20 protein-coding genes are annotated in these 24,577 nt (G+C 69.1%); 5 read left to right on the plus strand and 15 right to left on the minus strand.

Annotated elements, in window-relative coordinates; genetic code table 11:
• Positions 1 to 19: 19 nt before the first annotated feature.
• From GTZ93_RS22125 to GTZ93_RS22160, 8 genes are all read right to left on the minus strand, one after another.
• Complete coding sequence (locus GTZ93_RS22125; RefSeq protein ID WP_139922131.1) at positions 20 to 1,420, minus strand: family 2B encapsulin nanocompartment shell protein; 1,401 nt, start codon at positions 1,418 to 1,420, stop codon at positions 20 to 22.
• 33 nt (positions 1,421 to 1,453) lie between these two features.
• The gene (locus GTZ93_RS22130) at positions 1,454 to 2,851 is read right to left on the minus strand and encodes a family 2B encapsulin nanocompartment shell protein (protein ID WP_139922130.1); all 1,398 of its coding nucleotides are present in this window, start codon (positions 2,849 to 2,851) and stop codon (positions 1,454 to 1,456) included.
• Positions 2,852 to 2,904: 53 nt separating this feature from the next.
• On the minus strand, positions 2,905 to 5,163 hold the full coding sequence (locus GTZ93_RS22135; RefSeq protein ID WP_161662971.1) for a family 2 encapsulin nanocompartment cargo protein terpene cyclase: 2,259 nt from the start codon (positions 5,161 to 5,163) through the stop codon (positions 2,905 to 2,907).
• A 188-nt stretch (positions 5,164 to 5,351) separates the two neighbouring features.
• Positions 5,352 to 5,750, minus strand: a complete 399-nt coding sequence (locus GTZ93_RS22140; RefSeq protein WP_139921409.1) for a cell envelope biogenesis protein TolA — start codon at positions 5,748 to 5,750, stop codon at positions 5,352 to 5,354.
• Positions 5,751 to 5,890: 140 nt separating this feature from the next.
• Positions 5,891 to 6,979, minus strand: a complete 1,089-nt coding sequence (gene dapE, locus GTZ93_RS22145; RefSeq protein WP_139921407.1) for a succinyl-diaminopimelate desuccinylase — start codon at positions 6,977 to 6,979, stop codon at positions 5,891 to 5,893.
• Between the two features lie 45 nt (positions 6,980 to 7,024).
• On the minus strand, positions 7,025 to 7,657 hold the full coding sequence (locus GTZ93_RS22150) for a cupin domain-containing protein (RefSeq protein ID WP_139921405.1): 633 nt from the start codon (positions 7,655 to 7,657) through the stop codon (positions 7,025 to 7,027).
• 83 nt (positions 7,658 to 7,740) lie between these two features.
• A complete protein-coding gene (locus tag GTZ93_RS22155) occupies positions 7,741 to 8,568 on the minus strand; it encodes a 2,3,4,5-tetrahydropyridine-2,6-dicarboxylate N-succinyltransferase (protein ID WP_120575649.1) in 828 nt (275 codons plus the stop codon).
• Between the two features lie 63 nt (positions 8,569 to 8,631).
• On the minus strand, positions 8,632 to 8,943 hold the full coding sequence (locus GTZ93_RS22160) for a hypothetical protein (RefSeq protein WP_121754087.1): 312 nt from the start codon (positions 8,941 to 8,943) through the stop codon (positions 8,632 to 8,634).
• A 197-nt stretch (positions 8,944 to 9,140) separates the two neighbouring features.
• On the opposite strand from GTZ93_RS22160, the gene GTZ93_RS22165 reads away from it, so the two are divergent.
• From GTZ93_RS22165 to GTZ93_RS22175, 3 genes are all read left to right on the plus strand, one after another.
• The gene (locus tag GTZ93_RS22165; protein WP_139921403.1) at positions 9,141 to 10,610 is read left to right on the plus strand and encodes a pyridoxal phosphate-dependent decarboxylase family protein; all 1,470 of its coding nucleotides are present in this window, start codon (positions 9,141 to 9,143) and stop codon (positions 10,608 to 10,610) included.
• Between the two features lie 56 nt (positions 10,611 to 10,666).
• Positions 10,667 to 11,386 (plus strand): glycosyltransferase family 2 protein, encoded by a 720-nt coding sequence (locus GTZ93_RS22170; RefSeq protein ID WP_120575652.1) that lies wholly within the window; start codon positions 10,667 to 10,669, stop codon positions 11,384 to 11,386.
• A gap of 245 nt (positions 11,387 to 11,631) precedes the next feature.
• Positions 11,632 to 12,666, plus strand: coding sequence for a rod shape-determining protein (locus GTZ93_RS22175; RefSeq protein WP_014400170.1), 1,035 nt, complete (start codon positions 11,632 to 11,634; stop codon positions 12,664 to 12,666).
• Between the two features lie 68 nt (positions 12,667 to 12,734).
• On the opposite strand, the gene GTZ93_RS22180 is transcribed toward GTZ93_RS22175, so the two are convergent.
• Entirely contained in the window at positions 12,735 to 15,086 is a 2,352-nt protein-coding gene (locus GTZ93_RS22180) for a hypothetical protein (RefSeq protein ID WP_139921401.1), read from the minus strand.
• A 656-nt stretch (positions 15,087 to 15,742) separates the two neighbouring features.
• On the opposite strand from GTZ93_RS22180, the gene GTZ93_RS22185 reads away from it, so the two are divergent.
• Positions 15,743 to 15,952 (plus strand): hypothetical protein, encoded by a 210-nt coding sequence (locus GTZ93_RS22185; RefSeq protein ID WP_120575654.1) that lies wholly within the window; start codon positions 15,743 to 15,745, stop codon positions 15,950 to 15,952.
• A 48-nt stretch (positions 15,953 to 16,000) separates the two neighbouring features.
• Entirely contained in the window at positions 16,001 to 16,195 is a 195-nt protein-coding gene (locus GTZ93_RS22190) for a hypothetical protein (RefSeq protein WP_139921400.1), read from the plus strand.
• A 39-nt stretch (positions 16,196 to 16,234) separates the two neighbouring features.
• Here the strand turns inward: GTZ93_RS22190 and GTZ93_RS42340 are convergent, their stop codons facing one another.
• From GTZ93_RS42340 to GTZ93_RS22220, 6 genes are all read right to left on the minus strand, one after another.
• Entirely contained in the window at positions 16,235 to 17,053 is an 819-nt protein-coding gene (locus tag GTZ93_RS42340) for a c-type cytochrome (protein WP_186820058.1), read from the minus strand.
• Between the two features lie 23 nt (positions 17,054 to 17,076).
• Positions 17,077 to 18,195, minus strand: coding sequence for a metallophosphoesterase family protein (locus tag GTZ93_RS22200; protein ID WP_120575656.1), 1,119 nt, complete (start codon positions 18,193 to 18,195; stop codon positions 17,077 to 17,079).
• A 12-nt stretch (positions 18,196 to 18,207) separates the two neighbouring features.
• Entirely contained in the window at positions 18,208 to 19,518 is a 1,311-nt protein-coding gene (locus GTZ93_RS22205) for a cytochrome-c peroxidase (RefSeq protein ID WP_139922261.1), read from the minus strand.
• Positions 19,519 to 19,610: 92 nt separating this feature from the next.
• Positions 19,611 to 21,515: a cation:proton antiporter gene (locus GTZ93_RS22210; protein ID WP_161662972.1), complete on the minus strand. Its 1,905-nt coding sequence runs from the start codon at positions 21,513 to 21,515 to the stop codon at positions 19,611 to 19,613.
• A gap of 124 nt (positions 21,516 to 21,639) precedes the next feature.
• Positions 21,640 to 23,643, minus strand: coding sequence for a PAS domain-containing hybrid sensor histidine kinase/response regulator (locus GTZ93_RS22215; protein ID WP_139922257.1), 2,004 nt, complete (start codon positions 23,641 to 23,643; stop codon positions 21,640 to 21,642).
• Positions 23,644 to 23,652: 9 nt separating this feature from the next.
• On the minus strand, positions 23,653 to 24,447 hold the full coding sequence (locus GTZ93_RS22220) for an alpha/beta fold hydrolase (RefSeq protein WP_139922256.1): 795 nt from the start codon (positions 24,445 to 24,447) through the stop codon (positions 23,653 to 23,655).
• Positions 24,448 to 24,577 lie beyond the last annotated feature (130 nt).

Below are 24,577 nucleotides of genomic sequence, written 5' to 3' on the forward strand. Positions count from 1 at the left end.
TTTCACAGCGGAGAATGCTTCAGCCGCCGAGCGCCACGTTCTCCAGCACGCCCAGCGCGTCCGGGACGAGCACGGCGGCGGAGTAGTAGGTGCTCACCAGGTAGTTCGTCATGGCCTGGTCGTTGACGGCCATGCGCTTCACGGTGAGGCTCGGCTCCACCTCGTCGGGGATGCCCGCGTTGTGCAGGCCCACCACGCCCTGGTCGTCCTGACCGATGCGCATGGCGAGGATGGAGGTGGTGTTCTCCCGGCTGATGGGCAGCTTGTCGCACGGGAGGATGGGCACCCCGCGCCACGCCTGGAACTTCGCCCCGCCCACGTCCACGACCGTCGGGTACAGGCCGCGCTTGTTGCACTCCCGGCCGAACGCCGCGATGGCACGCGGGTGGGCCAGGAAGTAGCGCGTCTTGCGGCGGCGCGACACCAGCTCATCCATGTCGTCCGGCGTCGGCGGACCCGAGCGGGTGTTGATGCGCTGCTTGAGGTCGGCGTTGTGCAGCAGGCCGAACTCCGGGTTGTTGATGAGCTCCCACTCCTTGCGCTCCTTCAGCGCCTCGATGGTCAACCGCAGCTGCTCCGCGGTCTGGTTCATCGGGTCGTTGAAGATGTCCGACACGCGGGTGTGCACGCGCAGGATGGTCTGCGCCACGCTCAGCTCGTACTCGCGCGGCTTCAGCTCGTAGTCCACGAAGGTGCCGGGCAGCACGGGCTCGCCGTGGTGACCGGCGGCCAGCGCGATGGCGGACTGGCCCGCCTTGTCCTGGGGCTTCTTGAGGTTCGCCTGGTAGCGCGCCACGTGCGCCTTGAGCGCCGGGGACTGGTTGATGAGGGACTCGAACACATCCTGCGGCAGCGCCATCACCGTGCAGGCCGTGACGGCCTTGACGGTGAAGGGCCACACGTCGTTCGACTCCACCACCGCCTGGTCACCGAAGTGGTCGCCGTCCGCCAACGTGTCCAGCACGACGGGGTCGCCGTACTTGCCGGCCTTCAGCTTCTGCGCCTTGCCGTGGGCGATGAGCATCACGTGCTCGGCGGACTTGCCCGCCTCCACGATGTTCTCCCCGGCCTTGTAATGCTTCTGGGTGAAGCGGCCGGCCAGGGTGCGGATGAGCAGGTCATCCACGTCCTGGAAGCCCCGCATCAGCGGCAGCTTGAGCAGCTCCTGGGGGATGATCTCCACCTTGGCGCCGATGTTGCTGAAGTTCAGCCGGTCATCGCCCACGGTGTACGTCAGCCGCCGGTTCACGCGGTACGTGCCGCCGGACACCTGCACCCAGGGCAGGATGTTCAGCAGGTAGCGGGGCGAGATGCCCTGCATCACCGGCTGCGTCTTGGTCGTCGTCGCGAGCTGGCGCGCACCCGCCGTGCTGAGGCTGGTGCCCTCGTGCGCCGCTACGTCCTTCTGTGAAGTCGTCATGGAAGAACCTTCCCGTGATGGACGGACGAGGAACTACGAGCGGCCCAGCTCCACGCTCTCCAGGATGCCCAGCGCGTCCGGCGTCAGCACCGCCGCGGAGAAGTACGCCGTCACCAGGTAGTTCATGATGGCCTTCTCGTTGATGCCCATGAACCGGACGTTCAGGCTGGGCTCGATCTCATCCGGGATGCCCGCTTGGTGCAGGCCGACGACGCCCTGGTTCTTCTCACCCGCGCGCATCAGCATGATGGACGTGGTGCGCGACTCGCTGATGGGCAGCTTGTTGCAGGACACGATGGGGATGCCGCGCCACGCGGGCACCATGGTCCCGTTCATGTCGGTGCTGGTGGGGTAGATGCCGCGCTTGTTGCACTCCTGCCCGAACGCGGCGATGGCGCGCGGGTGGGCCAGGAAGAACGACGGCTCCTTCCACACCGTGGCCAGCAGCTCGTCCATGTCGTCCGGCGTCGGCGCGCCGGAGCGGGTGTGGATGCGCTGCTTCAGGTCCGCGTTGTGCAGCAGGCCGAACTCACGGTTGTTGATGAGCTCGTGCTCCTTGCGCTCCTTCAGCGCCTCCACGGTCAGACGCAGCTGCTGCTGGGTCTGGTTCATGGGGTCGTTGAAGAGGTCCGCGACGCGCGTGTGGATCTGCAGCACGGTCTGCGCGATGGCCAGCTCGTACTCGCGCGGGTGCGTCTCGTAGTCCACGAAGGTGCCGGGGAGCACGGGCTCGCCGTGGTGGCCGGCGGCCAGCTCGATGGCCTTCTGGCCGGACGTGTCCTGCTTCTTCTTGGAGCGCGCCTTGAAGTTGTCGATGTGCTTCTGCAGCGACGGAACCTGCGCCACGACCGCCTCGAAGGCGGACTGCTGCAGGACCAGCGCGATGACCGGCGTCACGGCCTTGGCCGTGAACTGCCAGTAGTCCTGCGACTCCAGCAGCGCCTGGTAGCTGTAGTGGTCGCCGTCCGCCAGCGTCTCCAGCACCAGCGGCTCGCCGTACTTGCCGGTGCCAATGCGGTTCACCTTGCCGTGGGCGATGAGGACGATGGAGTCCGCTTCCTTGCCGGCCTCGGTGATGACCTCACCGGCCTTGTACTCCTTCTGCTCGAAGCGGTTGGCCAGCGCGGCGAGCGCGTCCACGTCCTCGTAGCCGCGCAGCAGGGGCAGCTCGCCCAGCTCCTGCGGAATCACCTGCACCTTGGCGCCGGTGCTGGTGAAGGTGACGCGGCCGTCACCCACCGCGTAGGTCATGCGGCGGTTGACGCGGTACGTACCGCCGGACACCTGCACCCACGGCAGCAGCTTGAGCAGCGTCCGCGAGGAGATGCCCTGCATCTGCGGCTCGGACTTGGTCGTCGTCGCCAGCTGACGCGCCGCCTGCGTCCCGAGGCTCTGGTTGTTGTCGTCGAACTTCTTGATGTCGTTGGACATGGATCACCCTTTTCCAGGTTGAAGAATCAAAAGGCTTCGGACTGCGGTTGAGCTCAAGGCTTGCCGGTGCGGAACAGCTCGGCGATGCGCATCGCGGACTTGCCCAGACCGGAGACGTTCCCGGTCTTGAACTTGGGCGCTGCGTCGTGGGTCAGCTCGGTCTCCGTGTAGCGGGTCACCTCCGCGTGCCACCGGGGGATGCCCGCCATCCACTGCTGGAGCTGCTCCACGTACTTGTTCAGCTTCTCCTGCGCCTTCGCATCCAGGTTGAAGGTGCGGATGACCACCGGCAGCTCCTTGGCCACCAGGTGCTCGAACTGCTTCATGCGCGCGGTCATCAGCTGATTGACCGTGAGGACAGCGGTGTCCTTGTCCACGCCCAGGAACTTCTGGACCACGAGCACGCAGTTGTTGAGCTCGCCCTCGAACTCGATCTCCTTTTGATAGGAGAAGAGGTCGTTGACGAAGCAGGCGTAGTCCGCGGCGGAGTTCTCCAGCCCGCGCAGCGTGCGGGTGTTGAAGACGTCCTCCGGCACCGCGTCGCCCTTGGAGAGGCGCGACAGGCTCATGGTGAGGTCCGAGCCGAACGTCTTGCGGCGCATCTCCACGTAGTCCACGGGGTCCGGCACGCGGTTGACGATCTGGTTGTTCAGCTCCCACACCCAGCTGTCCGTCATGTCCTGGATGGCCTTGCGGAACAGCGTGCGGCCGCGCGCCGACAGCGGGCCGGCGGTGCGCTTCCACAGGTCCACCAGGCCCAGCTCCACCGGGTTGGTGGGCACCGCGGCGTTGGCGGCCTCCACGTCATCCGGCATGAACTGGCCCAACCGCGCGGTGAACATCTTCGCGCCCGCCATGTCCCGCGTGTTCGCGTAGAGCATGGGGAAGTAGTCGTCCGCGTAGGTGCCCCAGACGAGCCAGCACGCCGTCAGGTCCAGCTGCTCCGGGGTCGCGTCCGGGTGGATGTACGCGCCGCAGAGGGCCACGTCCGCCGCGTCGAACTTGTGGTCGTCCCAGACGTAGAACCCCACGACGGGGACCACCTCCAGCATGCCCACCCGCCGCGCCCACTCCTTGGAGTGCTTGCGCGCGCGGTCCAGGTGCGGGCTCAAGTACGTGCTGTACGGCATGTAGAACTTCGGCAGCTTCGTGGGGCCCACGTGCTGGCGGGGCACGTGGCTCAGGGAGCGGGAGCGGGGCCCCAGTCCCAGCCCGCCGGGCGTCAGCGGAATCCGCAGCGCGGAGGTGCCCAGACCGGAGGGCACGGGGATGGACAGCGCCGGCCGCTCCTCCGAGTGCTGGTTCATGTAGCGGTTGGAGCGCATGTGCCACTCGTGGCCGCCGGACTGCCAGTCCTGGAGTCCGCGCAGGTACGTGAGCACCTGCGCTTGCTCCACCGGGTTGAGCCCGTACTCCGCGAACAGCCACGGCAGCTCCGTGGCGAACGTGGTCTCGAACTGCTGGAGCCGCGACGTCAGCAGGTCGTTGACCAGGTCCGCCGCGCGCTGCGTGTCACAATCGAGGAACTTCTCCACCACCAGCACGCCGTTGGAGAGCTCGCCCTCCTCCAGTTCGCGCTCGTAGGAGAACAGGTCGTTGCGCAGGTGCACCGCGTCCGAGAACGTGTCCTTGAACACGCGCATCGGCCGGCTTCGCACGACGCGGTCCGGAATCTCCGCGGAGACGGCGTGCTCCACCAGGTCGGACGACCAGGGCGCGCCGCCCACCTTGCGGCGCATCTCGATGTACTCGATGGGGTTGGAGATGCGCGCCTCGCTGATGTTCTCGATTTCCCACATCGATTCATCGAGCAGGTGCTTGGTGTTCTCGAAGAAGCGCTTGCGCCACTCCATGGACATGGACGGCACGGTGCGCTGCCACAGGTCCCAGAGGGCGCGCTCCACCGGGTTGACCGGCTCCGGCGGCGGGGACATGTCCAGCGGCATGAACAGCGGCAGACGGTCCAGGTAGGCCTGCCCACCCGCCACGTCGCGCGAGTACTTGAAGACCTCCAGGAAGTGGTCGTCGAAGTAGAAGACCCAGACGTACCAGTCCGTGATGAGGTCCAGCTCCGGGCTCGGCGCCTCCGGGTGCGTGTACGCACAGAGCAGCGCGTAGTCCATGCCGTCGAAGCGGCGCTCGGACCAGACCTCGCGGTCCGTGCCATCCCGCGGCGGTCCCAGGATGCCCATCTGGTACGACCACGCCTTGGTGTGCGCGCGGGCCGCTTCCAGGTTCGGGTTCAGCCGCGCCGGCCACGGCACGTAGAACTCCGGCAACTGGAATGGCTGCTTCTGCTTCCCCTTGGACATCTCCACCCCTCGTTGGACCCCAGGCGACTAGTACTGTCGTTCAGTGTCCAACTCCACGCCTATCAGACTCTGCCGGGAAACTGGATTAATCCGGCGAATAAGAGGGCGTGGGGATGGGAGATGACCCGCCCCCAGGTCACTGGCGGGAACCCGGTGATGGGGAGTGTTTCCGCCAGCGACGGGGGCTGTTAGCGGCGCGTGGAGCGGCGCGACGGGCTCTTGCGAGCCGTCGTCTTGCGCGCGGACTTGCCACGGGCGGACGTCTTGCGTGCGGTGCGTCCGGCGGCGGCGCGACGGGCCGGAGCCTTGCGGGCGCCGCGCTTCGCGGTGGCCTTCTTCGTCGTACCGCGCTTCGCCGTGCCGCGCTTCGCGGTGGCCTTCTTCGCGGTGCGCTTGCCCGCGGCCTTCTTCGCGGTGGTGCGCTTGGAGGTCGCCTTCTTCGCGGCCCCCGTGCGGCGGGACGACGCCTTGCGGGCGCCGGAGGAACGGCGGCGCGACGTCCTGGCGGGCGTCGCCTCACCGACCGGCAGGATCGTGTTGGACGACGGGGTCTCGTTCGGGTCCTGCATGTTCGACTCGGCGTGCATCAACAACCTCCAGGGATGACGACCCTGCAAGGGTAAGCGCAACCGCCGGAGTTGCATCCATGCCCCCTGCGCAGATGCACGCCAGCTGACGAATGCGCGAGGCCGAGAATCCGGCCTCGGAGCGCACGACGCGCGGACCGCTACGCCGCGCCCTTCAGGAACGCGGCCAGCTTCTCGTACGCCACGGCCAGCGGAGGGATGGGCGCGCTCTCGTGGAGCTGGTGCGCCTGCGCCGTCTCACCCGGTCCGAAGTTCACCGCGTCCACGCCCCACTCACCGAAGCGGGCCACGTCCGTCCACGCCTGCTTCGACGCGGCGGGCAGCCCCGTGAGCGACATCAACTGTTTGAACAGCGGGTTGCCCGCGGCCACCGGCCCGCTGGGGGACGCGTCCGTGAACTCCACCTCCGCGCGGCCCGCCACCAGCGCCAGCACGTCCTCCTTCGCTTGCGCCACGCTCTTGCCCGGCGCGAAGCGGTAGTTGAGGTTCAGCTCGAACGCCTCCGGCACCACGTTGCGCGCCCGGCCGCCCTTGGCCAGCGTGGCGCTCATGACTTCATAGAAGGGGAAGCCCGCGACGTTGACCTCCACGCGCTCGCGGCCCAAGAGCTCCGTGAGCAGCGGCCCCGCCTTGTGGATGGCGTTCTCCCCCTGCCACGGCCGGGCGGAGTGCGCGCTGCGCCCCGTGAAGCGGACGGTCACCTGCATGCTGCCGACGCAGCCCACCTGCACCACGCCGTCCGTTGGCTCCATGGCGATACCGAACTTCACGCGGGAGAGGTCCGGCCGCTTCGCGTACAGCGGGATGAGGCCGCTCTCCGCGTAGGCGCCCTCCTCGCGCTCGTACAGGAGGAAGGCCACGTTGACGGGCAGCGCGTCGCGCTGGAGGTCCTCCGCCAGCGCCATCATCACCGCGACGCCGCCCTTCATGTCGGACGCGCCCAACCCGTGCACGCGCTCCCCTTCGATGCGCGGCGCGCGGCCCACGTCCCCGGGGTGCATGGGCACCGTGTCCAGGTGGCCGATGAGCGCCACCGTGGGCCGGGGGTCCTCCAGCGAGCCCAACAACAGCGTGTGTCCGACGCGGAAGACCTCCTCGCGGCGGAAGTGCTTCAGCGCCCAACCTTCCACGTGGTCCGCGATGGGACCCTCGTAGCCAATGGGGCTTTCAATGCGACACAGCTCGAGCGTCGTCTGGGCGAGTCGGGTGGCGAGGTCGGTGGAGGACATGCGCGAAGCACCATACTCCCCGCCCGGGCCCGGGACATCGTCCCGTCAGGCGCCGTCCGCCAGGTCCTCGAAGGACGTCACACCATCCAACACCGAGACGCAGATGCACGCGGGGCCCTGCAGCGCGGTGAAGTCGTGCAGCGAGCCGTCCGCCTTCTCCAGCTCGTCCCCGGGCCACACCTCGTGGCCGGAGTCCTCGCGGAAGCCGCCCTCCAGCACCAGGTTCCACTCGCGGCCCAGGTGCGTGTGACGCGGGTAGCGGGCGCCGGGCTGGAGGCGCACGATGGCGGCCATCATCCCCTCGCGCGCCGGGCCCGTCTCCACCGGCATCAGCTCCACGCCCTCCACCGGGCCGGGCATCCAGTTGGACGGCTCCGACATGGACTCCAGCAGCTCCCGGGCCCGAGCCTCCGCCAGGTCCAGGAACGCGGCGAACTTCCCGGCCCAACGGGCGAAGCGGCCGGGCCCCTCCATCTGACCCATCAGGCGATGGAGCGACTCGACGGGGGGCGACACCGGCTCCACGAGCGCCCCCAACGCATCCACGGCGGGCGTCAGCCGGGCCAGCTCCGCCCGGCAGTGCGCACAGCCGTCCAGGTGCCGTGCCGCGGCGTCGCGCCGGGCCGGCTCCAGGGTCCCGAGCAGCCACTCGGGGAGGATGTCGTCGAGGTGTTCCATGCTCTCCTGAAAACGACGCGGACGTAACAAGTCGCGTAACAACACCTATACGCGCCCCCGCCCGCGCCGGATTTGTCGCAAGCTCACACCGCGACGGCGAAGTCCCGCAGGGCGGCGTTGAGGCTGGTCTTCTGGTCGGTGGACGCCTTGCGCTGCCCGATGATGAGCGCGCACGGGACCATGAACTTCCCGGCGGGGAACTGCTTCTCCCGCATGCCCGGAATCACCACGCTGCGCGCCGGTACGCGGCCCTTGTGGATGACCTCCTGGGTCCCGGTGACGTCGATGATCTGCGTGGACGCGGTCAGCACCACGTTGGCGCCGAGCACCGCCTCCTCCTCCACCACCACGCCCTCCACCACGATGGAGCGGCTGCCCAGGAAGGCGCCGTCCTCGATGATGACCGGCGACGCGGTGGGCGGCTCGAGCACGCCGCCCAGCCCCACGCCGCCCGACAGGTGGACGTTGCGGCCCACCTGCGCGCAGGAGCCCACCGTGGCCCAGGTGTCCACCATGGTGCCCGCGCCCACCCGCGCGCCGATGTTCACGTACCCGGGCATCACCACCGCGCCCCGCTCCACGAAGGCGCCGTAGCGCACGGTGCCCGGCGGCACCACGCGCACGCCCGCCGCCTCCAGGCCCTTCTTCAGGGGCACCTTGTCGTAGAACTCGAAGGGGCCCACCTCCATCACCTTCATCTCCGACACGGCGAAGAACAGGAGGATGGCCTCCTTCACCCAGGCGTTGACCCGCCAGCCTTCCGGGCCCTTCTCCGCGACGCGCAGCTCCCCGGTGTCCAGCCGCGCGAGCGTCTCTCGCACCGCCGCCACCGTGTCCGCGTCCTTCAGTTTCGCCCGGTCCGCGAACGCCGCGGACACCCGCTGGGAGAGCTCTTCGAGGGATGTCGCCATGACGCCGGGTTGAATCACACTTCAGGTGTCCGCGCCCTCCTCAATGTCCACCGCCGGACGGCCTCACGCGTGCGACGGCTCGAGCCCCAGCGCCAGGGGCAGGGTCTGTGTCGGGATTTCTCCGTGAAACATGGCGTCCGCGTGAGTCAGCGGGCCCGTGCCTTCCTTCAGGATGACGGCGCCCTGGAGCACCCTGCCCACGGCGGACAGGGGGGCCTCCTTCCAGTGGCGATGACGGACGAAGGGCGAGCGCCGGACGTAGAGGTGCTCCTGGCCGATGAGGGCCACGTACCCCAGGAGCTTCCCGTCCGCCGAGCGGACGCGCATGCCGCTGATGATGGAGCGCCGTTCGGACGGCGTGTCGTCGAAAGCCATCGGTCGTCTCCTCCTGTGCGCCGGAAAGGTGGGGATGGCCTGGCGGCGCCGCGAGCCGCCGTCCCTTCGCCGGGCCCCTGCCCGCCCGGTCCCTCCGGGAGCGGAAGGGTTCCGTCGGCCGGCCGGGAGCCCGTCCGGCCCTTCGTGCCCCGGTTTCCCGCGCCCGGAAGATGCGCTCCCGTTAGCGTGCACCCGCCATGACGACCCCCGTCTTCCCGCCGCTGCGCGCCGCCTATGAACCGGAGTCCTTCCGGGCCACCGCCCACGCCCTGATGGATCAGCTCGCGGACTACCTGAAGGCCGCGCTCGCCGGGGGCGAGATGCCGGTGCTGCCCTGGGCGCCGCCCGCGGTGAACCAGGAGCGCTTCGCCACGGCCTTCCCGGAGGAGCCGGCGCCAGAGCTTTCACAGGCCTTCGCGTCACTGATGGCGCGCGTGCTGGAGGGCTCGCACCACCTGCACCACCCGCGCTACGTGGGACATCAGGTGACGGCGCCCGTGCCGCTGGCCGCGCTGTGCGATGCCGTGTCGTCGCTGCTCAACAACGGCATGGCCGTGTACGAGATGGGCCCCGTCGCCACCGCGATGGAGCACCACGTGCTCGCGTGGATGGCGTCGAAGCTGGGCCTGCCGTCCAGCGCCCGGGGCGTGCTCACCTCCGGCGGCAGCGCGGGCAACCTCACCGCCCTGCTCGCCGCCCGTCAGGCGAAGGCCGGCTACGACGCGTGGAACGGCGGTGCACACGCGGGCCCGCCCCTGACGGTGCTGGTCCCCCGCTCCGCCCACTACTGCCTGGCCCGCGCGGTCCGCATCATGGGCTGGGGCGAGGGCGGCCTCACCCCGGTGGACGTGGACGACCACTTCCGCGTGCGGCCGGACGCCCTGGAGGACGCGCTCGACCGGGCCACCCGCGCGGGGCGCAAGGCCATCGCCGTGGTGGCCAGCGCGGGCTCCACCGCCACCGGCGCGTTCGACCCGCTGGAGCCGGTGGCGGACTTCGCGCAGAAGCACGGCCTGTGGTTCCACGTGGACGGCGCGCACGGGGCCGCGGCGTCCCTGAGCCCGAAGTACCGCGCGCAGGTGAAGGGCATCGAGCGGGCGGACTCCGTGGTGTGGGACGCGCACAAGGGGCTGCTCATGCCCGCGCTGGTGACGGCCGTGCTCTTCCGCGACGGCGCGCGCTCCTTCGACGCCTTCTCCCAGGAGGCTCACTACCTCTTCCACGGCGACGGCGACGACGCACGCCCCTACAGCGACGTGGGCCTGCGCACGCTGGAGTGCACCAAGGAGATGATGCCCCTCAAGGTCTACGCGTGCCTGTCCGTGCTGGGCACGCGCGTCTTCGAGGAGGCCGTCACCGCCTCCTACGACCAGGCCCGGCGCTTCGCGGGGATGCTCACCGCCGCCCCGGACTTCGAGCTGGCCCTGGAGCCCGACTGCAACATCGTCTGCTTCCGCCACACCCCCGCGCACGTGCCGCCGGAGGGCTGGGACGCGCTCCAGGTCCGCCTGCGTGAAGCGCTGGTCTCCCGTGGAGATTTCTACCTGGTGCAGACGCGGCTGCCCCGGGGCGTGTACCTGCGCACCACGCTCATCCACCCGCTCACCGGGGACGCGGACCTGGAAGCCCTGCTGGACGCGCTCCGGAGCGCGGCGGCCCGGCCCTGAATTTTGTGTGCAAGGGAGTCGCCCTGGCGGGGGAAATGCGATAGGGCGGGGCCGCCATGCTCGTCTCGCTCGTCATCCCCGTCTACAACGAGATTCCCACCCTGGCGGAAATCCTCCGGCGCTGCATCGCCGTGGACTTCCCCAAGGAGCTCGTCCTGGTGGACGACTGTTCCAAGGACGGCAGCCGCGAATTCCTGCGCCAGCTGTCCGAACAGGGCCTGGAGGTCCTGGGGGGCTCGCCGAAGAACCGGAACGAAATCCGCGTGCTCTTCCAGGAGAACAACCAGGGCAAGGGGGCCGCGCTGCGCCGGGGCTTCGCCGAGGCCACGGGGGACATCGTCCTCGTGCAGGACGCGGACCTGGAATACGACCCCCGGGACATCCCTCGGGTCATCCAGCCCATCCTGGACGGCGACGCGGACGTCGTCTTCGGCAGCCGCTTCATCGGGTCGCCACGTCGGGTGCTGTACTACTGGCACACCGTCCTCAACAACCTGCTCACCACGCTCTCCAACATGACGAGCGGGCTGAACCTCACGGACATGGAGACCTGCTACAAGGCCTTCCGCGCGGAGGTCATCCGCTCCGTGCACGTGGAAGAGGACCGGTTCGGCTTCGAGCCCGAAATCACCGCCAAGGTGGCGCGCGGCAACTGGCGCGTCTTCGAGGTGCCCATCAGCTACCATGGGCGCACCTACGAGGAGGGCAAGAAGATTGGCTGGAAGGACGGCGTGCGCGCCCTCTACGCCATCGGGAAGTACTCGCTGAAGCGCTGAGAAGCCCGGACGTCCGCCCGGCTGCTGGCCTGGGGAGGACGCGGGTTGGGGTCCTTCAGGAAAAGCGCGGTCCGAATGCGGACAAGGGAACAGACGGGCGGGTGCGGTTGGTTGTCCAGCGAGCGGCGCCCTGAGAGGGGCTCCGGCTTTTCTTCCTCCGTATTGCGGCGCGTAGTAGTTTCGACAACGCACTCCGTCTGAAGGGCGGAGAGTTTCCCGGCCCTTCCGAAAGTTTCCGTCCCCGTATGTTCGACTGGCTCCACACCCTGTTTTCGCGCGACCTCGCCATCGACCTGGGTACGGCGAACACGCTCATCTACATCCGCGGCCAGGGCATCGTGTCCAACGAGCCCTCCGTCGTGGCGGTGCAGCAGGACTCGCGCGGCGGCAAGAAGGTGCTCGCCGTGGGCAAGGAGGCCAAGGAGATGCTCGGCAGGACGCCGGGCAACATCGTGGCCATCCGGCCCATGAAGGACGGCGTCATCGCCGACTTCGAAATCACCGCCGCGATGCTGCGCTACTTCATCCAGAGCGCGCACAACCGCAAGACGCTGGTGAACCCGCGCATCATCATCGGCATCCCGTCCGGCATCACGGAGGTGGAGCGCCGCGCGGTGCGTGAGGCGGCCGCCAACGCGGGCGCGCGCGAGGTCTACCTCATCGAGCAGCCCATGGCCGCGGCGATTGGCGCGGGCCTGCCGGTGACGGAGCCCAGCGGCAACATGATTGTGGACATCGGCGGTGGCACGTCCGACGTCGCGGTCATCAGCCTCGCGGGCATCGTGTTCGCCAAGTCCGTGCGCATCGGCGGCGACAAGCTGGACGAGGCGATCATCCAGTACGTCAAGCGCAAGTACAACCTGCTCATCGGTGAGCGCACGGCGGAGCTCATCAAGATGGGCATCGGCACGGCGTACCCGACCGACGAGGTCATGACCATGGAGATCAAGGGTCGCGACCTGGTGGCCGGCGTGCCGCGCACGCTGACGGTGTCCAGCGACGAGGTGCGCGACGCGCTCGCGGAGCCCGTCAACGGCATCGTCGAAGCGGTGAAGCTGACGCTGGAGCGCACGCCGCCGGAGCTGGCCGGTGACATCGCCGACAGGGGCATCGTGCTGGCCGGTGGCGGCGCGCTGCTCAAGAACCTGGACACGCTGCTGCGCGAGGAGACGGGCCTGCCGGTGTTCCTCGCGGAGGACCCGCTGTCCGCCGTGGTGATTGGCGCGGGCAAGGCGCTGGAGTCGTTGGACATCCTCCGCCAGGTCTGCCAGCCGGGCTGAGGTTCCCCTCCCCCGCTGCACCGTGACGGCGCCGGACCCGGTTTCAGGGGTCGGCGCCGTTCGCGTTTCTACGGCGTCGTCGTGGCGGCGGTCCGGGGAAGCGGCAGCCCCGTGGGTCTGACGATGCGCGCCTCGCAGTTGGGGCGGCGACCCTCCCGGTCGTCCTCCTGGCGGGCCTGCTCTTTCACAAGGTCACCCCTCAAGAGGATGCCCTGGGGCAGGGACTGCTCCACCTTCGTGTCCATGCAGGCGTCGAACGCGCGCCGCATCCAGGGGCCGGCGGCGCGAACCGAGAAGCCGCCCAGGGCGTCCATGCGGGCAAGACCATCCAACCGCTCCGTGAACACCGGGTAGCCCTCCTTCGCCTCGCGCCGGGCGTGGACCAGGGTGGCGGCGGCGCGCAGGCCCGGGGGCAGGCGGTGGAAGTCCGGTCCCGGGACGCCCGAGACGGACAGGACGTGGTTTCGCAGCGGTTCGCGCGCGAGCATCAGCGGCAGCGAGACACTGAAGAGCCGTTTCCCAAAGGCATCGCCGGTGCGCGTGAACTCCAGGGCGAGCAGCGCGAGGATCTCCGGATCCAGTCGGGGCAGCACGACCAGGGGGTCGCCGTCGGCCTCTTTCAGCGCGCGCTTCGGATCCACCAGCACGTCCCGGGTGAGGCGCAGCATGGAGCGGTCCTCGGGGGACGCCAGCGCGGCGAGCTCCGCGTCCTTCGGCGAGCGCTGTCCGGTGAGCAGGTCCAGCAGCAGCATCCGCGCCGGCTGCCGCGCGAGGTCGGCGGGAATCCAGTCGCGCATCACGTAGGACGTGTGCTCGGGCCCGGCGGCCTCCGCCGTGCGTCCGGCCAGCACCAGGAAGTCCCAGGTCCTGCGGCGCGGGTCCTGGCCGTAGCGGCGCACCAGCCCCGTGGCAGCGTCTCGCAGCCGCGCGCGCAAGAGGATGCGCACGTCCAGCTCCAGCGCCTCCAGTGTCTCCGGCGGGTGCTTCTCCACGAAGGGCTTCAACAGCTCCGCCGTCTGGACCTCGTACGGCGGACGTCCGACGTCGTTCCCCCGGTCCGCGTCCGACGGGTGCTCCAGTTCGAAGCGCCACCGCGCCTCCAACCACGCGCGGGTCACGTCGGGCGAGTCCGGGAAGCGCGCCGCCAGCTTCGAGTAGGCGTCGACGGCGTCCGAGGAGCCCAGGTCCGGCGGGCTCGCGCGCTGCAGGTAGAGGGCCGCCAGCGGTGAGTCCGGATGCTGCTGCGCGTGCTCCGCGTAGCGTGCGCGGGCCTGGGCCCCCTGGCCGATGTGGCGCATCAACGACAGCGCCAGCGCTTGCGCGGCCGGGTCCTCCTGCCAGGTGTGCATCAGCATCGCCGCGAAGTCGCGCGTGTTGCGCCAGCGCAGGTCGTCCGGCAGGTTCGCGGGCACCTGCGTGTCCACGAAGAGCCATGCGCGCGCGGCCATCTCCCGTGCGACGGTATTGCCCGGCTCCACCTCCGCGACGGCGGACGCCACGCGGCCCGCGGCCTGCCAGCGCCCCTCTTCCGCGTAGAGGCGCGCGGCGGACTCCCACTTCGCGGACTGCACGGAGAGTTGTTCGCCCGGCTGGAGCACCGAGGCGATCTCCGGAAGGGACCTGGCGTAGGGGCCCGCGGAGACGACCCCTTCCTCCGGGACCGCCTCCAGCATCGCCGCGCCCTTCACGTTGTAGAGGATGTGCTCGCCCTGGACCGGAAGTGTCACGTCCTCGATGACGGACTCCTGGCCGGGCCAGGTGGTCACCGCATGGAGCGGTCCATCTCCCATCTTCACGCGCCCCTGCTCCTGCGTCCCGGGCGCCACCACCCAGTGCTCGCCGCCGATGCGCACGTCCACGGGGCGCGACAGACCGTTGACGACCGTCACGGCGCGCATGCTGCGAGCCTCCAGCCACATCGCGCCCGCGCCCGCGAGCGCGCAGAGCCCCAATGCCATTGCGGCCAGGGACTCCGCGCGGCGGCGAGACCTGCCAGGCGAGGGCGGCACCTGTCCGATGACCTGGAGCGGCGCCTTGCCGTCCGCGCGCACGAGGTAGCCGTCCAGGGGCCACACCGGAACGCCCAGCACCGTCACCGTGCGTTCGGCGACGAAGGGAACGTTCGGTGCGGAGCCACGAGGAGGCGTGCCCCTCCACCGGACGCCGGTCCCCAGCACGGAGGACGAGGACGGAGGGCGGGATGCGATGACGAAAACGCCCCGGTCCTCAACCAGCGCCGCCAGCAGTTCCCGCGTGGGCCCGGGCAGCTCGTGCTCCAGCCGGCGTGAGAGCACCGCATGCACCGCCCACGCATCACCCCGCGCGAGCGCCTCCGACAGCGCGGCATCCGGCAGGAGCTCCGCCAGACGCGGCGCGCGCTCCAGCAAACCGCTGGGGTCCGTGACAGGGACAAGGGACATGGCCCGCATTCAACCGGGACCCGGCGGGGGGAAGGCAAGACCCCGAGCCAGGAATCCCGTCAGGCCCTGGCCCGAAGCCTCCCCGCGCAGCGAACGCCGTCGACCTCGTAAGGGTCTCCACCATTCATCGTCCCGCCAGGCCTTCAGGCCTGAAGGCTGCCCCCACCGATGAGAAGGTAAGAACCCCGCCGAGCCCCCGGCGGCGGCGCGCGGCCAAAACCTGTCCGACTGTCGGACAGCTTTGGACCACCGCATCCAGGGGCCCCGACACCCGAGCCGAGAAATCCTGTCCGACTGTCGGACAAGTTCGGGGCAACCGCGGCCAAGACCTCCATCCATCCGGCCAGCGGAAACCTGTCCGACTGTCGGACAGCTTTGGACCATCTTGGTTGGCGGGCCTCCGCTCAATCCGAGCGCGGAATCCTGTCCGACTGTCGGACAGCTTTGGGCCACCGAGGCTGGCTGAGAGCCTCCGCCATCCGAGCCGAGGAAACCTGTCCGACTGTCGGACAGGTTTCGGGGCAACCGCGTCCGGGGGCGCACCCCATCGGGCCAGTCGAAATCTGTTGGACCGGCCCGTGCGGTGCGCCACTGGCGGGGTGCGGCATGCCACTTGCCTTGAATCCCGTCAGGCCATTGTCCGAAGCTCCCACGCCATGGGCGCCTTCGACCTCGTGATCATCTCCGTCATCGTCGCGCTCGGCCTGGGGCGCTTCCTCGTGACGCGCGACCAGCGCCGCGCGCCGCCTCCGGAGGCCGAGCCGCGCAAACCGACGCCGCAGCGCATCGCCGGTCGAGTCCTGCTGGGGTACGCCTACGCGATGGCGCTGTTCATCCTGGTCCGCTTCTTCCTCAGCCGGATGTGACGGGGACTGGCTTGCGTCCTCTCCCGAGCGCGCTTGAAGCTTTCCCCCATGAACCCATGGCTCGTGTCGGGGGTGGTGTCCTTCGCGCTGGGGGCATACCTGCGCCGCCGGGATGAACGCGGCCCCACGAAGGGTGTCATCGACCGGCGGCACCTGACGCCGCTGCAAATCACCTACAGCCTGCTGTTCGCGTATCCGTTCTGCGCGGCCTACACCGCCCTGGACCTGTACCTGGGCCCCTGAGCGCACGAAGCGCCCGGGGCCCGAGGTCCCGCCCGGGCTTCAGTGCTTGCCGTACTCCAGCTTCACGCCCTTGCGCTGCGCATAGATGTACGCCTCCATCGCGCGCATCTTCGGGTCGCCATCCGCCAGCGGCTTGCCTCGCACCGGGTTCTCGATGCACCAGTTGATCATGTCGCGCAGCAACGCCACGCGGCCCAGCTGCACCTGGTACTTCGGGTAGGTCTCCGGGTGGGTGTTGGCCGCGTCCGGATGGCACATGTCGCACGACACGCCCACCGTGCCGCCCAGCGCGTCCGCGTCGTGGAACACGCGGTGGCCCTCCTTCACGGCCGCCTGCACGGAGTCCGCCCACACCTGCTCGTCGCGCTCGGAATACGCGCCGTAGGTGTGGCCCGTCTGGAGGTTGGCCTTCTGCTGCTGGGGCACGGCCTTGGCGCCCGTCTCCGCGCCCACGCCGCCCTGGCGCACGTCGTTGCCCGAGGGCTTCGAGCCGGGGTTGGGCTGGGGCGCGGGCGTGGGGGACTTCTTCGTGGTCGGGGGCGCGGCCTGCGCCAGCACCGGGCCGGGCACGTCGTCCCAGTTCGCGTCCGGGTTCTTCTTGCGCCAGTCATCCATCAACTGCGCGGTGGCGGTGATGGCCTGGGCGCGGGTGAGCCTCTGGCCGTCCTTCACGCCTTGCACTTCCATGGACGTCTCACCGTCGCACAGGCCCAGCACCAGGTTGCCGTCCTTGGACGCGGGCAGGACGTGCTTGGGGAGCGGTTCGGCCTTCGACTCCGGGGACGTGGCGAGCGCCACGCCGCCGGCGAAGGACAGGGCCGCGCACGGGACCACGAGCAACTTCATTCGCAGGTTCATGGGAGGGAGTTCCTCTTCCGGTCCTAGTAGGTGGGCAGCTTGGGCTTGGGGGGCGCGGACTGCTTGCCACCAGAGCCCAGGTAGCTGGCGCGCACCGTGATGGGGTCGCGCTGCCAGAGGTTGTAGACCTTGTCCACGAGCCCCGACTCCAACACGTCCATGCGGCCGTCACCGCAGCCGTCGAACTGGCTGAACGGATCCGCGCGGTTCATGGGCACCGTGAGCGAGGGCAGGCCTTCCGGCGCGTACGGCCACGGCCACGCGGTGGACAGCATCCCGTGGAAGGAGATGTTGCCAATGCGGTTGCTGAGCAGTTGGTGCGTGTGTCCGTGGATGACGGTGACCTTCTCGTACGGCTTGAGGATGGCCTGCACCTCGTCCGCGTCGTCGGTCCAGAAGTTCCAGGGCTTGTAGTACTTGTAGAGCGGCGAGTGGCTGAAGACGATGACGGGCGTCGTCTTCGCCACCTTGGCCAGGTCGTTCTGGAGCCACTGGCGCTGCTCGGCGCCGACCTCGAAGCGGGACTGGATGCCATTGTCCAGGCCGGCGACGATCTTCATGCGCTCCATGGGGGAGAGCTTCCGCTCCGTCCAGAAGTCCTTCTCCAGGATGGAGTTGAGCACCACGAAGTGCACGCCCTTGTGGTCGAAGGAGTAGTTGGGCGCGCCGAACAGGTCGCGCCACAGCTCGCCCATGTCCAGGAACCAGTCGTGCTCGCCCACCATCATCTTGATGGGGGCCTTCACGGACTTGAGGATTTGGGCGCCCAGCTTGAGCTCGCCGGCCTGGCCCAGCTGCGCCAGGTCTCCGCCGAAGAGGACGAAGTCCGGCTGGGGGTCCAGCGCGTTCACGTCGTCCACGGCCTTGAGGATGGCGCGCACGAAGCGGTCGTTGAGCTTGTTTTCATACAGGTGCGTGTCGGAGATGTACGCGAAGGAGAACTTCGGCTTCTCTCCCTGCGCCTCCGCCACGTTGACCAGCTGGAAGCTGTTGGGCGTGAGCTTGCCCATGCCCGCGACAATGCCAGCGGAGATGCCGGCGACGCGCATGAAGGCGCGGCGGTCCAGCTTCCTCAGGCCCTCGAAGAAGGCGTCGCGTTCGGCGTAGTGCTTCGTTTCGATGCTCTGGAACTTGTTTGCCATGGCGCGCCTCCGTTACCGCTGCTTGGTGTTCGTCACCGGGGTGACGTCGCCGTAGAAGCCCAGGTCCGCCGGGTTCTTCACGTTCAGGTCCGGGTTCGGAGCCAGGTCGCCCAGGTTGCCCTTCTTGCCCAGGGCGATGGCGTTGTCCCGCTCCGGCCGGGTGTTCTTCCGGGCGCGCTGCTTCGCCAGCTGCTCCTTGTTGAGCTTGTCGAACTTCGTGTCCGTGAGGGTGAAGAGGAACGCCACCAGGTCGTCGATTTCCGGCTCCGTGAGCCCCAGCCGCTGCATCCCCCCGTCGAGGTAGGGATTGGCCACGCCGCCCTTGTTGTAGTGGTCCATCACGTCCCACAGCGTGGTGAGCGACCCGTCATGCATGTACGGGCCGGTGATGCCCACGTTGCGCAGGATGGGCGTCTTGAACGAGCCCACGTCGTTCTCCTGCTTGGTGACGAGGAAGCGGCCCAGCTCGGAGAACTCCGAGTTGAGCGCCAGCTCGTCGATCTGCTTCTCGTCGCCGGTGCGGACCACCTGCACGCCCTTGCGCGCCAGGGTGACGAAGTCCTGTTTGTGCGCGGCGACGCCGATGTTGTGGAACTTCTGGTCGCTGAACAGCGGGGACACGGCGTTGCCCGCGTGGCAGGAGTTGCAACGCGCCTTGCCGTTGAAGAGCGCCCAGCCGTTCTTCTCCGACGCGGTGAGCGCCTTGCTGTCGCCCGTGATGAACTTGTCGAAGCGCGCGTCGCCGGAGAACTGCATCCGTTCGAACGCGGCGATGGCGACGGCCAGGTCGTCGAAGTTGGGCTCGCGGCCGAACACCTTCTGGAAGTCCGTGACGTACTCGGGGATGCCGCGCACCTTCTTCATGACGGTGTCAGGGTCCGGCATGCCCATCTCTCGCGGGTTGAGGATGGGCAGCTTCGCCTGGTCCTCCAGCGTGGCCGCGCGGCCGTCCCAGAACTGGGTGGCGTTGAAGAGGGCGTTGAGGACGGTGGGGCTGTTGCGCGCCACCTTCTGCTGCTTGACGCCTTCTGACAGCGGCTTGCCGTCGGTGAAGCCCAGCTCCGGCTCGTGGCACGTCATGCAGGCCACGGTGTTGTCCACCGACAGGCGCTTTTCCCGGAAGAGCTTCTCGCCCAGCGCCACCCGCTCCGGCGTGGGCTCCATGCCCTTGGGGACCGACAGCCGCCACAGCGTCGCGGAGACGCCCGGCGGCAGCTGCGGCGGTGTCGCGTTCGCGGATTGTGAAGGGGGAGGTGCTGCCAGTCCCGCGCCGGAGTTGAGCACCACGGCGAGCATCGTGACGACGCCCGAGGGCAGCCGCATGAACGCCTCCTACCCGTTCTCTGGAGCCGCCGCGGGACATCCGCCCGGGTCCGAGGCCGGTCCGGGCATTTCACGCAACCCGCGAGAACTGTTCAACGGTCCCTCGGTCCAGGGGGAGGGCGAGTGTCTGGGATTGGAACGTCAGACGTCACGGGCCGCCAGCCATGGGAGGAAAGCCACGCGTGGGCTTCATCTTTCCGTCCGTGCGCGACAAGGAAGTCCACGCGGTCACCGGCGACAGGGACGGCGGACTCGTCGAAGAGGACGGTGCCCGTGGGACGCTCCAGCACGAGCGGAACGAGCGCCTCCTCCAGGGTGCCGGTGGCGGGAGGCAGGATGGCCGCCACCTGTGGGGCCTCCAGGCGCCAGGACTCGCGGGACACGGAGTTCTGTTCACAGCGGGCCACCCAGGCATCCAGGTCGCGCTCCGCGCCGAAGAGGATGTGGCCGCCCGTGGCGCTCACGGTGTCCGTGGACACGCCGACGTGGCCCCGGTGCAGGGCCGTATAGCTGCGAGCGGTGCGCAGGAGGGCGCGCACGCGCTCGGCGAAGAGCAGGTTGACGCCCTCGTTGTGGGTGAGCCCCACGAAGCCCTGGCGGCCTTCGGGCTCCGAGCGCAGGAGCGTGCGTTCGTCCAGCCCGTTGCCGAAGAGGACACGGAAGCCCTCCTGCTGCGCGCGATTCAGCGTGGCGTCACTGGAGTCCACGAGCAGCACGGACTCCTCCCGCGCCTGGAGTGCGTGCGCCACCTGCCGCGCGAGCGCGTTGGCGCCCAGGAGGACATAGCCCCGGGGCACCACGCGGCGCACGCCCAGCAGCCCCGCCACGAGCCCGCCGGACAGGCCCTGCACCACCACGGTCACGCCGATGACCAGGAACACCAGCGCGCGCAGGACCTGGCCCTCCTGCACGCCCTGGGCGCCCAGGCGCGTGGCGAACAGCGACGCCACGGCGGCGGCGACGATGCCTCGCGGGCCCAGCCACGCGATGAAGGCCTTCTCGTTGCGGGACAGGCCGGAGCCGGCGGTGGACACGGCGACGGCGACGGGCCGCACCACCAGCATCAGCACGAGCACGGTGCAGAGGCCCCGCCAGCCCAGCGCCGTCACCTGGGACAGCCGCATGTCCGCGGCCAGCAGGATGAAGAGCATGCCCAGGAGCATCAGGGTCAGCTGCTCCTTGAAGGCGAGCACCTCGCGGCGGGCGGGCACCTTGCCGTTGCCCACGACGAGGCCCGCGGCGATGGCGGCCAGCACGCCGCTCTCCGGCGAGAGCGCGTTGCTCACCTGGAAGGCGCCCAGCACCAGGGCCAGCGCGAAGACGTTGGTCATGTCCTCCGGCACCCAGGAGGACTTGCGCAGGCCCACCGTGATGAGGAGGCCCGTGACGCCGCCCACCGCGAGCCCCACGCCCCAGCGCGAGCCCAGCGCGCTCACCAGGAGCCACGGCCCCTCTTCCGCGTGCAGCGCCATGTCCAGCGCGACCACGGCGATGATGGCGCCCACGGCGTCCACGAAGATGCCCTCGGCCTCCAGCACGGTGGCGACGCGGTGGGTGACGCGCACGCGGCGCAGCAGGGGGGTGATGACCGTGGGGCCGGTCACCATGACCAGGGTGCCGAAGAGGGCGGACACCTTCCAGTCCCAGCCCATGAGGGCGCGGGCGGCCAGCGTGCCGCCCACGGCGGTGACGCCAGCGCCGAGCGTGACGAGCCGCTGGATGGAGCGGGCCTCGCGGCGCAGCTTGCGCACGTCCAGGCTCATCGCGCCCTCGAAGAGGATGACGGACACGGAGAAGCCCACCACGGCCTGGAGCGCGGGGCCCAGGGACGCCGGGTGGATGAGCCCCACGCCTTCCGGCCCCAGGAGCACGCCCGCGGACAGCAGCACGACGATGCCGGGCACGCTCAGGTGCCGGGCCAACAGCTGCGCAAGGATGCCGGCCACCAGGGACAGGCCGAGCGTCAGGGAGGGATTGGCGAGGGACGGAGAGGCCATGGATGCGGCGGCGCACCGTAGCCGCTCGTCCATGGCGCGCGATGCCGTCTCCCAGGCGAGGGTTGGCCGGGAGACGGAGCCACGGAGCTTCCATGTGCCAGCCGGGCGCTCCTGCTCCGGCGGATCAGGCGCCGGCTTCGCTCGCGATGGCGACGAGCGCTCCGGCGAGGTTCTCCACCTCCCAGTCGATGGCGAACACCGCGGCCTGCATCCGCGTGGAGTCCGGGGCGTTGCCGGTGAGCAATGCCCGGGCACGGCGGAGGGCTGCCGCGAGCCCGTGCGCTTCGAGGAGGTGCAGGGTCCCCGTGATGCCCTCGCACGCGCGCTCGTACTCGTCGCGGGCGCCCTGCTTGAGCGCCGCCGTGAGCGCCGGCCGGGCCTGCTCCAGCGTCTGGATGGAGGAGCGGGCCAGCGCCGCGCTCGCCTGAGCATCTCCCGCCGCCCACTGCCGGAGCTTCGTGAAGCTGAAGTCAGGCGCCAGGACCAGGGAGTCCGCGGCGGACCCGGGGGCGCGGGGGGCCGCTTCCGGCGGCTGCGCGGGCGCCGCTGGAGCCTCGCGCGAAGTGCACCGCGCCATCTTGCTGAACAGGACGCCCTCGTCGAATGGCTTGCCGATGAAGTCCGTGAACCCCGAGGCCAGGACCTTGCTCTCCTGCCAGGCTCGCGTGGAGGCCGAGATGGCGATGATGGGAATCTGGCGGAGCCGTTCGTCCGGGAGCTGCCGGATGACCTTCAACGCGTCGTAGCCATCCAGCACCGGCATGTGCAGGTCCATGAGGACGAGCTCGTAGCCACCCTGGTGGAGGCGCTCCACCGCCTCGCGCCCGTTCTTGACGGCGTCGAACGAAATCCCCCAGTGCTCGAACCAACGGGCAAGCACGTAGGTGTTGACCTCGTTGTCCTCCACCACGAGCACCTTCAGGCCCCGCAGGGCCCGCGGAGACGACTCGCTGCTGGGAGCCGCGCCGGCGGCGGTCCCCCCCGCCCCGGACTTCAAGCGCAGGTCGAAGGAGAAGCATGTTCCCCTTCCCACCTCGCTCTCCACGACCATCTTGCTGCCGTGCAACGCCACCAGCTTCCGGCTGATGGAGAGGCCCAGCCCCGTCCCGCCGTACTTCATCCCGATGTCGTAGTTCGCCTGGGCGTATTCCTCGAAGATGGCGGACAGGCGGTCCGGTGGAATGCCGATCCCCGTATCGCTCACCTGGAAGGACAGGTCACACGCATCGCCGTCCCGGGCCCGGAGGGCCACGCTGACCTTGACCCCACCCTTCTCCGTGAACTTGAGGGCGTTGCTCACCAGGTTCGTGAGGATCTGCCCGAGCTTGACGGGGTCCCCCAGCAGACGTGCCGGGAGCCGCTCGTCGATCTCCATCTGGAGCAGCAGCCGCTTCTCCTCGGCCCGGGCGGCCTGGCCGTTCAGGATGTCGCCGAGCAGTTCGCGCAGGGAGAACTCGCGCTGCTCCAGCGAGAGCTTGCCTGCCTCGATCTTGCTCCAGTCCAGGATGTCGTTGACCAGCGCGAGCAGGTTTCCGGACGCGGAGCCGAGGATGCGCAGGTACTTCGACTGCTTGTCGGAGAGCGGCGTCATCCCCAGCAGCCGCGTGGCGGCGGTGATGGCGTTGAGGGGGTTGCGGATTTCATGGCTGAGGGTCGCGAGCAGCGCCGCCTTGGCCTGGGCCAGCTGTTCCGCCTTCCGGCGGGACAGCAGTAGCTCGCGCTCATAGCGCTTGCGATCCGTCATGTTGAAGAGCGTCGTCCGGACGGAGCGGGGCCTTCCGGACGCGTCTCTCTTCTGCACGGAGTTGATCAACGCAGGCAGCTGCCGGCCGTCAGCGCAGACGAGGTCCAGCGAGAGCTCATGGACGAAGCCCTGCATCTGGAGCAGGGGGGCGTAGTGGGTTTCGTGGAAGATGCGGCCCGCGACCGTGAGCAGCTCCCAGAACCGCTTGCCTCCGAGCAATGTCTCCCTGGAGTAGCCCGTCCAGGTCAGGAAGGTCTGGTTGACCTTGATGATGCGCCCGTCCGGGCTCGTGGAGAGGTAGCCACACGGAGCGTTCTCGTAGAGTTCCTCCGCCGAGTCCTCGGAAGGCTCCGTCCCCTGCTCCGTGTCAGCGCTCCCTTGCATCGTCCCCTTTCAGTAGCCCAGGAAGGGCTTCATCGCAGCGACCGTTTCTTCTGGGGCACTCAGGTTCGGGCAGTGTCCGGTCGCCTTGAGGTGGACCAGCTGGCCACGAGGCAGCTGCCGGCACACGTACTCGCCCACTGCTTCCGCCGCGATGACGTCGTTCGAGCACTGGAGCACGAGGGAAGGCGTCTTGACCTTCGGAAGGTCCGCCCTGTGGTCGGAAAGGAAGGTCACCTTCGCGAACTGCTTCGCGATGTCGGGATCCATGCGGCAGAAGCTGTTGGTGAGCTCCGTGCCAAGCTCGGGCCGGTCCGGGTTGCCCATGATGACGGGCGCCATCGTGCTGGACCAGCCCAGGTAGTTGTCGTCGAGCGACTCCAACAACTGCAGGATGTCCTCGCGCGAGAAGCCTCCGACATACTCGCCGTCGTTGATGTAGCAGGGCGAGGGACCGATGAGCACGAGCTTGTCGAAGCGCTCCGGCTCCTTGATGGCCGCCAGCACGCCCACCATCGCGCTCACCGAGTGACCGACGAAGACCGCTCGCTCGAGACGCAGCTCGTGGCAAATCTCCAGGACGTCATCGGCGTATCCCTGCAACGTCGCGTACCGGTTGCGGTCATAGGCTGCGATATCCGAGCCGCCAGCCCCTACGTGGTCGAAGAGCACGGTGCGGTAGCTCCGCTCGAACGCGGGCGCGACGAACCGCCACATGTTCTGGTCGCAGCCGAAGCCATGGGAGAACACCATGGCCTGCGCGCCCTGCCCCTTCACCTTCACGTTGTTCCTGGCGAGAACGCCCATGGGTTGCTCCGATGAAGAAGGAAGACTCCAGGACAGGCCTGGGTTCACGGGGGCGGACCGTCCACCCCAGGTAAGAGTGAAGGAGTCCCCATGCTCCGGATCAACTTCCTTCCTCAAGGAAGAGTCCACC

Origin of the sequence: Corallococcus exiguus, assembly GCF_009909105.1 — a bacterium.
GTDB lineage: Bacteria > Myxococcota > Myxococcia > Myxococcales > Myxococcaceae > Corallococcus > Corallococcus exiguus.